Genomic DNA, 10,107 nt, shown 5'->3' with positions numbered 1-10,107 from the left:
GGGGCGGATGCCGCGACAACGCGGCATCCGCCCCTTTCGGCTCGAAGACTACTTCTCGGTGCCGATGGCCCCGTCGACGTTGCCGCGAACGTCGTCGATCTTGTCGTGATGCTCCTCGGGCACGACCTTCTTCGCCGCTTCGGAGACGCCGTCGAGCACCTTGTCGCTGATGTCTTCAGCCTGCTCGCTGTTCAAGACCTCGGAGATCTTGTCTTTGTTTTCCTCGATGAAGTCCTTGGCCTTGTCAGTCAGATCGTCAAGAGCGCCCATGGCCCCCCGCCTTTCGTTTCGAAGTAGTCGTGCTCCCGTCATCGTAGGGGCGGCACTCGTCGAGGGGAAGGGCTGCGACGCTCGACGACCATCCCGTCGCCCGCTCGTCATGTGCGCGCCACCAGGCCATGCGAGTCTTGAGGGGTGACTGCGACTCGACCCGCCGACGAGGAACTCGTCGGCCGATTCATCCGACTCAGCCCGTTCACGCACGCCGACATTCCCGAGCTGCATCGCGCGATCGGCCGGCCCGAGGTGTTCGCCGGCGGCTACGGCGGTGGGCCGGCCGGGCTACCGGCCGACGCGGCCGCCTACGACGCGTTCGCCCGGTCGTACTACTCGGGCGGCGAGGAGGCCATGCCGTGGACGATCCGGCTGCGCGGCGGCGCCGACGACGGCACGGTGATCGGGGCGACGAAACTCGGCGACCTCGACCTGCACAACGAGTCGACGCACATCGGCTGGACGGCTTACCACCCGGGCGTGTGGGGCACCGCCGTCAACCCCGAGGCGAAGCTGCTGCTGCTCGACCTCGCGTTCCGCAACGGCTTCGGCCGGGTGAAGATCCAGGCCGACGCGAACAACGCGCGGTCGCGCGGAGCGATCGAGAAGCTCGGCGCCCGCCTCGACGGCGTCATGCGCCGGCACAAGCGCCGCGCCGACGGCAGCTGGCGCGACAGCGCGGTGTACTCGGTGATCGTCGACGAGTGGCCTGCCGTGCAGGCGGGTCTCGAGGGGCGCCTCGCGGCCTGGGGCGATCGCGCGGTCGAGCTGCGTGCGGAGCAGTCCCGCGGCTGAAGCGGGTGCGGGTGGCGGTGCCGCCGCGGTCGCGCGTGCGGGCCAGCTCAGCCCCAGAGTTCGGTCGCGCCGTCGATGATCGCGGCCGCTCCGCCGACGTAGGCGATCACGATGACCGCGATGCGCGCCGCACGGTGCGGGATGCGGCGGTGGAGGAGTTCGCCGAGCGCGAGGCCGACGAGCAGCGCCCCGATGACGAACGGCCAGGATCCCGGCTCGAGTTCGGGCAGCGCCCACCCGGTGGCGCCGAGCTTGCCGACGAGCGATGCGACGCCGATCACGACGAAGTAGGGCTGCGCGGTGGCGGCGAAGGCCACCTGCGGCCACCGGGTCGAGACGGCGTAGACGCTGAGGGCGGGCCCGCCAACGCCGGCCGCGGCATTCATGAACCCGGATGCCGCGCCGGCGACGATCGCCGGGGTGCGACCGGTCGCGACGTGCTCGGTGCGCGTCACGATGAGCGAGACCGTGAGCGCCACGACCACGAGCACGCCGACCCCGAGCTGCAGCACTGGGCCAGGCAAATGGGCAGCGACGAGCGCGCCGGCCACGGTGCCGGCGAGCGCTGGAACCACGAGCCAGCCGAACCGCGACCACTCGATGTGACTCCACACGCGAGGCAGGATCAAGAGCGAAGACAGCACCGCGCAGAGGTTCACGAGCACGACGCCGTCGAAGGGACCGAGCAGGATGACGAGCGCCGGAGCGGCGATGAGGGCGAAGCCCATGCCCGTGATGCGCTGGGCGAGGGCACCGACGAGCACGGAGACGACGACCGGCAGGAGCACCGACCGAGTCTACCGAGGCGCCGGCCGCGAGCCGGGGTCAGCCCCCGACCCGGGGCCAGCCGGGAACGCCGGAGTCAGCCCGTGACGCCGGGGTCAGCCCGTGACGCGACGCCGACGTGCGGTGACGGCGACGAGCGCCGCTCCCGCGAGGGCGGCGAGCAGGCTCGCGATCGCGATCGTGCCGGTCGCCGGGTCGACACCCGTCGCCGGCAGGGTTCCCGCGGGTGCCGTGCCGCTGCCACCGGGCGTCGGTGTCGGTGTCGGCGTGGGAGCCGGCGTGTCGGCCAGCAGCACGAAGTCCTGGTCGAAGATCGCCTCGCCGGCGGCGGTGATCGTCACCGTGCGCGTGGCGGGGCCGACGGCGGTGTACCCGGCCGGCACGGTGAGGGTCATCGTGTACTCGCCCGGAGGCAGCGTGCCGAGGGCGTACCCGCCGGTCGCGTCGGTCGTGAGCACGCTGGAATCGCCGGCTCCGCTCACCGTCACGGTGGCAGCGGGGAACGGGGTGCCGTCGTCGAGGAACACGGTGCCCTCGATGCTGCCGAACCGGACGAGCTCGAAGTCGACGTTCTCGACATCGCCGTCGGTGACGGTTTCGGCCCGAGTGGGCGAACCCACGACGCTCGTGCCATCGGGGGCGGTCACCGTCACGGTGTACTCGCCCGACGGCAGCAGTGGGAAGCTGTAGGTGCCGTCGGCCCCGGTGACCGTCGAGAGCGTTCCGTCGGGCCCTTCGGCGGTGACGGTGACACCGGGAACGCCGGTGCCGGCCGCGGTGACGGTGCCCGAGAGGGTCGGGTTCGCGGCCACGACGAAGTCGATGCCGGTGATGGGCTCGGTATCACCGACCTCGATCGTGAACGACGGCAGCGGATCGGTCTCGAGGCTGTAGCCGTCGGGCGTCTGGATGGTGGCAGTGTGCGAGCCGACGGGCACCTCGTCGAAGAGATAGTTACCGTTCGAGTCGGTCGTCCTCGTAACGCCGCCGATCGTGACCTCGACACCGGGCATCGGGTTGTTGTCGGCATCGGTGACGGTGCCTGAGACCGCGACGGGCACGATGTCGCGGATCGAGAAGTCGACCACGGCGTCGTCGGTCGTCAAGTCTGCGGGCTTGCGATTCGCGTCGACGGCTATCTTGCCCGCGGGGAGCACGGCCTCGACGATGTAACCGTCGGTCGCGAAGAACCCCTCGAACGAATACAGCCCGCCGCCGGCTGTCGTGGTCGTGCCGACGATGTCGCCGTTCGCGTCGATGAGGTTGACGGTGACCCCGTCGGCCGGGCCGGTGCCCGCATCAGTCACGGTGCCGGTGATGTCGCGCGCGAGCGAGGCGAACCAGGTCTGGTAGACGGGGAAGCCTGCACGGCGGGTGAAGACGAAGGTCAGCGACGAGATGGACGTCTGCGGTTCGAACCAGGCCGCGGCGCCGCTCGTATCTTCGGCCGCGTCGTTGCCGGTGAGGGTCATGGCCGCCGGGTCCCACTCGGGCACGTCGAGGGCGTCGCCGTCGCACGAGGGCTTGCCGACCACGCCGTCGGCGCAGTAGTTGAACCCCTCGCGGAACCCGAGTTCGGTCGCCGTGAGCGGTGCGCCGTCGGCGCCGATGGCCTGGATGCGCACCTGGTCGGCGTCGATGTCGCCCAGCACGAAGGTCCAGCCCGACGTCGGCGTCGGTGACGCGAACGAGTAGGTCGTCGTCGACGGCGCGGTGGCGCTGTCTGCCTTCGGCCGAAGGTTCAGGTACGGCTGGTCGCGGCTCGAGCCGTACTTCTCGCCGACGGGCGTGCCCTCCGAGAGCCACATGGATGCCCCCGAGACGACAGCAGCCGCGCCACGCGAGTCGCTCGACACCTGGGCCGTGAGCGCCGGTTGTCCGGCGAGCGTCATCGACGTCGCATAGGCACCGCCCGAGCCGGTGAGCGGAGCCCACGTCGCCCAATTGGCGGTCGTCGCCGCCGACGCCGGTGTCGCGGCGATGGTGACGGTGAGAGCTGCGGCCATCAGGCCGGTGAGCGCGGTGAGCAGTGTGCGATTCCCCCGAAGCATTTGCTCATGCTAACGGCGGTGCTCGTTCGCCGCACCCTTCGTGCGAGAACAACACCCGTCGATCACTCCTCAGCGAACCCGCTGCTCGGGCACGTGCAGCCTGGTGAGGAACGCATCGGCCCCGCGTGGAATGCGGTGCCGGTCGGCGCGCGACACGAGCACCGTGACGGTGATCGCGATGGGCACCGTCCACGCCGCCGGCTGCTCGAGGAACGGGCGAAGCGCCGGCGCAGCCGCCGAGAACAGCGGGCCGCCGAGGATCGCCGCGCCGGAGAGCACGGCCCCCGCGACCATGCCCGCGATCGCGCCGCGGGCGGTGAGACCTCGCCACCAGATACCGAGGATCAGCATGGGGCAGAGGGTCGATGCCGTGAACGCGAAGACGAGCCCGACACTGCCGGCGAGCCCGGCCGACTCCGTGGTGAGCGCGACCAGCAGGGGGATGAACGAGGAGGCGATCGCTGCGATGCGGAAACCGCGCACGCTGCCGCCGAGCAGATCTTGGCTGATGACGCCCGCGAGCGAGACGACGAGGCCCGACGACGTCGAGAGGAATGCGGCGAACGCCCCGGCGATCACGAGCGCCGTCAGCAGCTCGCCGCCGATTCCCGGCACGAGGCGCCCTGGCAGCAACAGGACCAGCGCGTCGGCTTCGCCCGAGGCGGCGAGGTCGGGGGCGAACGCCCGGCCGAGCAGGCCGAACGCGGTCGGGAAGAGGTAGAACACCGAGAGCAGTACGAGCACGATCACCGTCGTGCGACGAGCGGCCACGCCGTCGGGGTTCGTGTAGAAGCGCACGAGCACGTGCGGCAGCCCGAGGGTGCCGAGCAGCAGCGCCACCATGAGCGAGACGGTGCGGTAGGCGTCGAGTTCGGCGGGGCCGGCTGCTGGCGGGAACGCCTCGGCCGGGGTGAGCTGGGGCGCGGGCTCGCCGCCGCCCAGGATGAGCAGCAGCGCCACCACCGGCACCGCCAGGGCGGTGAGCTTCAGCCAGAACTGGAACGCCTGCACGAAGGTGATCGACCGCATGCCGCCTGCCGCGACGATGACCCCGACGATGATCGCGACGGCGACGGAGCCGACCCACGACGGCAGGCCCGTCGTGATGCGCACGGTGAGTGCGGCCCCCTGCAGCTGCGGCACGATGTAGAACCAGCCGACGACGATGACGAGGGTCGAGGTCACGCGTCGCGCCCAGATCGACTCGAGCCGTGCCTCGGTGAAGTCGGGGATCGTGAACGCGCCCGAGCGGCGCAGCGGCGCCGCCACGAAGAGCAGGAGCATGAGGTACCCGGCGGTATAGCCGATCGGGAACCACAGCCCGCCGGCGCCCTGTAGCAGGATCAGGCCGGCGATGCCGAGGAACGACGCCGCAGAGAGGTACTCGCCCCCGATCGCCGAGGCGTTCCACCACGGGCGTACGGTGCGCGAGGCGACGTAGAAGTCGCTCGTCGTGCGCGAGATGCGAAGCCCGTAGAAGCCGATCAGCGCCGAGGCGAGCGCCACGGCGGCGATCGCGGCGTAGCCGATGACGGGGTTCACTCCTCCTCCGTGAGCGAGCGATAGCGCGCCTCGTTGCGACTCGCCGCTCGCACGTACAGGCCGCCGACCGTGATCGTGAGGGGGTAGACGCCGATGCCGAGCAGCAGCCACGACACCGGCACCCCGAATACGAACGAGTCGTCGAGCCCGGGCACGAGCACGATCGCGAGCACGAAGAGGGCCGTCGCGGCGACGAATCCCACCGCGAACACGATCGCAAGCCGCAACTGCGAGCGGATCAGCGAGCGCGCGTAGACGCCCGCGATGTCGCTCGTCGGTGCGCCGGCTCCCACGTGCGGCAGCGCGCGATCGACGGTCCCAGTCGCAGGTGACGCGGCTCCGCCCGGCCGCGGAGCCGTGACGCGCACTCGGGCCGGTGGTGACGCTCCTTCGTCGCTCATGGCCTCGGCCGGATCATCGCCTGGTCGAGTCGCTCGCGCAGCGCCGGCAGCAGCCGCCGGCTCACGGGCAACTCGGCCTGGCCGACGGTCACGCTCGGGTGGTCGGAGCCGAGCCGCAGGCGACTGAGATGCGCGAGCGACACGAGGTACGAACGGTGAACCCGCACGAAACCGGCATCCGCCCACTGCCGTTCGAGGTCGCTCAACGGCACCCGCACGAGGTAGCTCGCCTCTTCGGTGTGCAGGCGCGCGTAGTCGCCCTGCGCCTGCACGTAGCGCACGTCGTCGCGGCGGATCATGCGGGTCGTGCCACCGAGCGTGACCGCGATCAGCTCGGGCGCAGCGGATGCCTCGACGGCCGTGTGGCTCGATTGGCCGGCCTTCAGCGCCTCGACGATGCGGCCGACCGAGCGGTGCAGCCGCTCGGTGCGCACGGGTTTCAGCAGGTAGTCGACCGCGGCGAGGTCGAAGGCCTCGAGCGCGCCCTCCTCATCGGCCGTGACGAAGACGAGCACCGGGCGCTGCTCGAATCGCGCGAGCGCGCGGGCGAGGTCGAAGCCCGTGAGACCCGGCATGTGGATGTCGAGGAAGGCGGCGTCGACCGGTTCGCGCGTGAGCAGGCGGATCGCCTCGGCGCCCGACGACGCCTGGTGGATCACGCCGACCCGAGGGTCTTGCCCGAGCAGGAAGGCGAGCTCGTCGACCGCGGGCTGCTCGTCGTCGGCGATGAGCACGGAGATCATGGCTCAAGTCTCCCATCGGGGCTCGTTGCCGCGGTGGGGCGCCTCGGCCCGGCCTTCGGCACCCGCATGCGCACGAGGGTGCCCGCACCGACGTTCGTCTCGACGACGAGGCCCAGCTCATCGCCGTAAACCTGACGCAAGCGCGCATCGACGTTGCGGAGGCCCACGTGCTCGCCGCCGGGCGTGCCTCCGGCGAGCACCGCCGCGAGGGTCTGGGGGTCGATGCCGACGCCGTCGTCTTCGACGCTGATCTCGGCGAATGCGCCCGAGTCGGCCGCTTCGATCGTGATGGTGCCGCCGCCCTCCTTCGACTCGAGGCCGTGCCGCACCGCGTTCTCGACGAGCGGCTGGATCGAGAGGAACGGCACCACCGTCGAGAGCACCTCCGGCGCGATCTGCAGGGTGACCTTCAGGCGCTCGCCGAAGCGGGCGCGTTCGAGCCGCAGGTAGCTGTCGATCGAGCGCAGCTCTTCGGCCACGGTCGTGAAGTCGCCGTGCCGGCGGAACGAGTAGCGGGTGAAGTCGGCGAACTCGAGCACGAGCTCCCGCGCCTGCGCCGGGTCGGTGTTGATGAACGACGCGATGGCGTTCAGCGAGTTGTAGATGAAGTGCGGGCTGATCTGCGCGCGCAACGCCCGCACCTCGGCCTCGGCGAGGGCGGCCCGGGATGCGTCGAGCTCGCCGAGTTCGATCTGCGCCGCGACCCACTCCGCGACCTCGCCCGTGGCACGCACGAGCCCGGACCGCACGGGCGAGGCGAACGCCACGATGGCGCCGAGCGGACCGGCCCCGAGCGGCCCGGCGCCGCCGAGGATCGGCGCGACGACGGCATCCGTCTCCCACGCCCCGATCGGGATGCGCCGCTGCACCTGCTGCCGACCGCTCGCGAGCGCCGCCGCGGCGAGTCGCTCGGCGACCGGCCGCACGGCGTCGTCGCCGTCGATGGCGATCGTGCCGGATCGGTCGACGATCGCGAGGCTCTCGCAGCCCAGCAGTGCGCGCAGGTGCTTGCCCGCGCGCAGGGCGTCGAGCTCGTCGATGCCCCCGCGCAAGTGCTCCGCCGCTCGCGATGCGAGGTGCAGCGTCTGGTACGTCGCCTGCTCGGCGTCGGTGCCGAGCTCTTTCGAGGCGAGCACGATGCGCCGCAGGAAGAGCACGAGCCCGACCGCGAGGGCGCCGCCGACGACGCCGAGGGCGGCGGCGAGCAGCGTCGACTCGGGCATGCACGACAGCGTAACCCCTTGGTTCCCTCCGCTCGTTCGTCGTCGCCGACCCGCCGTTCGTCGCACGGTGAGCGCCGTTCAGCGACGACGAACGGCGGGTGCCCCATGCCGTCGGCCGAGCGCGCGAGAGTGGGCCGACCGAACATTCGATGCGGCGAACGATGCGTTCACCGCGACCCCGAAGGAGACGCGATGGGCAACGACGCCCTGAGCGCGGAGACCGAGACGGCCCCCGTCGTCGATTACCGCGCGGTGCAACAATCCGAAGAGTTCCAGCGCCTGCGTTCGAAGCACCGGAGGTTCGTCTTCCCCGTGCTCGGTGCCTGTCTACTCTGGTATCTCGCCTACGTGCTGCTCGCCGGCTACGCGCACGACTTCATGTCGACGCCCGTGTTCGGCAGCATCAACATCGCCATCCTGCTCGGTCTCGCCCAGGTCGTCACGACCTTCGCCGTGACCATGTGGTACGTCAGCTACGCCAATCGCGAGCTCGACCCCATCGCCGCGAACCTGCGTGACGAGATCGAATCGGGCACCTCGGTCGCCGCCTTCTCGGGCGCGGCCCGATCGGAGGGAGACCGCTGATGCTGCATTTCGCTGCCGCCCCCGCCGCCTCTCCGGGCGAGCCGTGGCTGAACATCGCCATCTTCGGCGCGTTCGTCGCGATCACGATGATCATCGTGTTCCGCGCGAGCCGAAACAACAAGACCGCCGCCGACTACTACGCCGCCGGCCGCTCGTTCACGGGCGGGCAGAATGGCTCGGCGATCGCCGGCGACTACCTCTCGGCGGCGTCGTTCCTCGGCATCGTCGGAGCGATCGCGATCACGGGCTACGACGGGTTCCTCTACTCGATCGGCTTCCTCGTGGCCTGGCTCGTCGCCCTGCTGCTCGTGGCCGAGCTGCTGCGCAACACCGGCAAGTTCACGATGGCCGACGTGCTCTCGTTCCGGCTGAAGCAGAAGCCCGTGCGCATCGCCGCGGCCACCACGACCCTCGTCGTCTGCTTCTTCTACCTGCTCGCCCAGATGGCGGGCGCGGGCGGTCTCGTCTCGCTGCTGCTCGGCGTCGGCGACCAGCTCGGCCAGGCCCTCGTCATCACCGTCGTCGGCGCGCTCATGATCCTCTACGTGCTCATCGGCGGCATGAAGGGCACGACCTGGGTGCAGATCATCAAGGCCGTGCTGCTCATTGCCGGTGCCGGCGTGATGACGGTCTGGGTGCTCGCGCTCAACGGCTTCAACTTCTCGACCCTGCTCGACAACGCCGTCGCGGTCGCGGGCAACCCCGAGATCCTGAACCCCGGCATCAAGTACGGGGTCTCGGATGTCGCGAAGGTCGACTTCCTCTCGCTCGGCCTCGCCCTCGTGCTCGGCACCGCGGCCCTGCCGCACGTGCTCATGCGCTTCTACACGGTGCCCACGGCGAAGGAGGCGCGCAAGTCGGTCGTCTGGGCGATCTGGCTGATCGGCATCTTCTACGTGTTCACGCTCGTGCTCGGCTACGGCGCGGCGGCCCTCGTGGGCGCCGATGTCATCGCAGCCGCACCCGGCGGCCCGAACTCGGCGGCCCCGCTGCTCGCGTTCGAGCTCGGCGGACCGGTGCTGCTCGGCCTCATCTCGGCGATTGCCTTCGCGACGATCCTTGCGGTGGTGGCCGGCCTCACGATCACCGCCGCTGCGTCGTTCGCGCACGACATCTACGCGAGCGTTGTCAAGAAGGGCAAGCCCGAGCCCGGCGCCGAGGTCAAGGTCGCACGTCGCACCGTGGTCATCATCGGCGTCGTCGCGATCATCGGCGGCATCGGGGCGAACGGGCAGAACGTCGCGTTCCTCGTCGCGCTGGCGTTCGCGGTCGCGGCATCCGCCAACCTGCCGACGATCGTCTACTCGCTCTTCTGGAAGCGCTTCACCACGCAGGGCGCCCTCTGGAGCATGTACGGCGGTCTCGCCTCGGCGATCATCCTGATCATCTTCTCGCCCGTCGTCTCGGGCTCGGTGACCTCGATGCTCAAGACCGAGGAGATCAACTTCGCGATCTTCCCGCTCTCGAACCCCGGCATCGTCTCGATTCCGCTGGCGTTCTTCCTCGGCTGGCTCGGCACGGTGCTCGACAAGACCAAGGAGGACCCGCTGAAGCAGTCGGAGATGGAGGTTCGTTCGCTGACCGGCGTCGGAGCCGAGAAGGCGACAAGCCACTGAGAATTCCCGGCGGCGGGAGGTCTCACCCGCCGCCGGGAACACTTCGACCCGGCGGCATCGCCTGCCCAGCCGGGTCGGATGAACACCGAGGG

Annotated in this window: 10 protein-coding genes; 3 read left to right on the top strand and 7 right to left on the bottom strand. The window is 70.4% G+C overall.

Annotated features, from left to right (window positions below):
* Positions 1 to 48: 48 nt before the first annotated feature.
* Positions 49 to 270 (bottom strand): Rv0909 family putative TA system antitoxin, encoded by a 222-nt coding sequence (locus H521_RS0109480; RefSeq protein WP_022892783.1) that lies wholly within the window; start codon positions 268 to 270, stop codon positions 49 to 51.
* A 144-nt stretch (positions 271 to 414) separates the two neighbouring features.
* Here H521_RS0109480 and H521_RS22575 point away from each other — a divergent pair, with 144 nt between their 5' ends.
* Positions 415 to 1,068 carry a GNAT family N-acetyltransferase gene (locus H521_RS22575; RefSeq protein WP_022892782.1) on the top strand — a complete coding sequence of 218 codons (654 nt, stop codon included), beginning with the start codon at positions 415 to 417 and terminating at the stop codon, positions 1,066 to 1,068.
* 47 nt (positions 1,069 to 1,115) lie between these two features.
* Here H521_RS22575 and H521_RS0109470 read toward each other — a convergent pair whose 3' ends face one another.
* The 6 genes from H521_RS0109470 to H521_RS22570 all read right to left on the bottom strand — a co-directional run bounded on the left by H521_RS0109470 (position 1,116) and on the right by H521_RS22570 (position 7,814).
* On the bottom strand, positions 1,116 to 1,856 hold the full coding sequence (locus H521_RS0109470; RefSeq protein ID WP_022892781.1) for a sulfite exporter TauE/SafE family protein: 741 nt from the start codon (positions 1,854 to 1,856) through the stop codon (positions 1,116 to 1,118).
* A 93-nt stretch (positions 1,857 to 1,949) separates the two neighbouring features.
* Complete coding sequence (locus H521_RS0109465; protein WP_022892780.1) at positions 1,950 to 3,905, bottom strand: carboxypeptidase-like regulatory domain-containing protein; 1,956 nt, start codon at positions 3,903 to 3,905, stop codon at positions 1,950 to 1,952.
* 69 nt (positions 3,906 to 3,974) lie between these two features.
* Positions 3,975 to 5,447 (bottom strand): sodium/solute symporter, encoded by a 1,473-nt coding sequence (locus H521_RS0109460; protein ID WP_022892779.1) that lies wholly within the window; start codon positions 5,445 to 5,447, stop codon positions 3,975 to 3,977.
* Positions 5,444 to 5,848 carry a DUF485 domain-containing protein gene (locus H521_RS0109455; protein ID WP_022892778.1) on the bottom strand — a complete coding sequence of 135 codons (405 nt, stop codon included), beginning with the start codon at positions 5,846 to 5,848 and terminating at the stop codon, positions 5,444 to 5,446. Before H521_RS0109455 ends, H521_RS0109460 begins: the two co-directional genes overlap by 4 nt.
* Positions 5,845 to 6,591: a LytR/AlgR family response regulator transcription factor gene (locus H521_RS0109450; protein ID WP_022892777.1), complete on the bottom strand. Its 747-nt coding sequence runs from the start codon at positions 6,589 to 6,591 to the stop codon at positions 5,845 to 5,847. Before H521_RS0109450 ends, H521_RS0109455 begins: the two co-directional genes overlap by 4 nt.
* Positions 6,588 to 7,814, bottom strand: coding sequence for a sensor histidine kinase (locus tag H521_RS22570; RefSeq protein WP_022892776.1), 1,227 nt, complete (start codon positions 7,812 to 7,814; stop codon positions 6,588 to 6,590). Before H521_RS22570 ends, H521_RS0109450 begins: the two co-directional genes overlap by 4 nt.
* Positions 7,815 to 8,006: 192 nt before the next feature.
* Here H521_RS22570 and H521_RS0109440 point away from each other — a divergent pair, with 192 nt between their 5' ends.
* Together H521_RS0109440 and H521_RS0109435 are read left to right on the top strand one after the other, a co-directional pair.
* Positions 8,007 to 8,399 (top strand): DUF485 domain-containing protein, encoded by a 393-nt coding sequence (locus tag H521_RS0109440; RefSeq protein WP_022892775.1) that lies wholly within the window; start codon positions 8,007 to 8,009, stop codon positions 8,397 to 8,399.
* Positions 8,399 to 10,015, top strand: coding sequence for a solute symporter family protein (locus H521_RS0109435; RefSeq protein ID WP_022892774.1), 1,617 nt, complete (start codon positions 8,399 to 8,401; stop codon positions 10,013 to 10,015). The genes H521_RS0109440 and H521_RS0109435 overlap by 1 nt, the downstream gene beginning before the upstream one ends.
* Positions 10,016 to 10,107: the final 92 nt, after the last annotated feature.

The organism is Agromyces subbeticus DSM 16689 (assembly GCF_000421565.1).
Lineage (GTDB): Bacteria > Actinomycetota > Actinomycetes > Actinomycetales > Microbacteriaceae > Agromyces > Agromyces subbeticus.
This window is presented reverse-complemented; position numbering and strand designations above follow the sequence as displayed.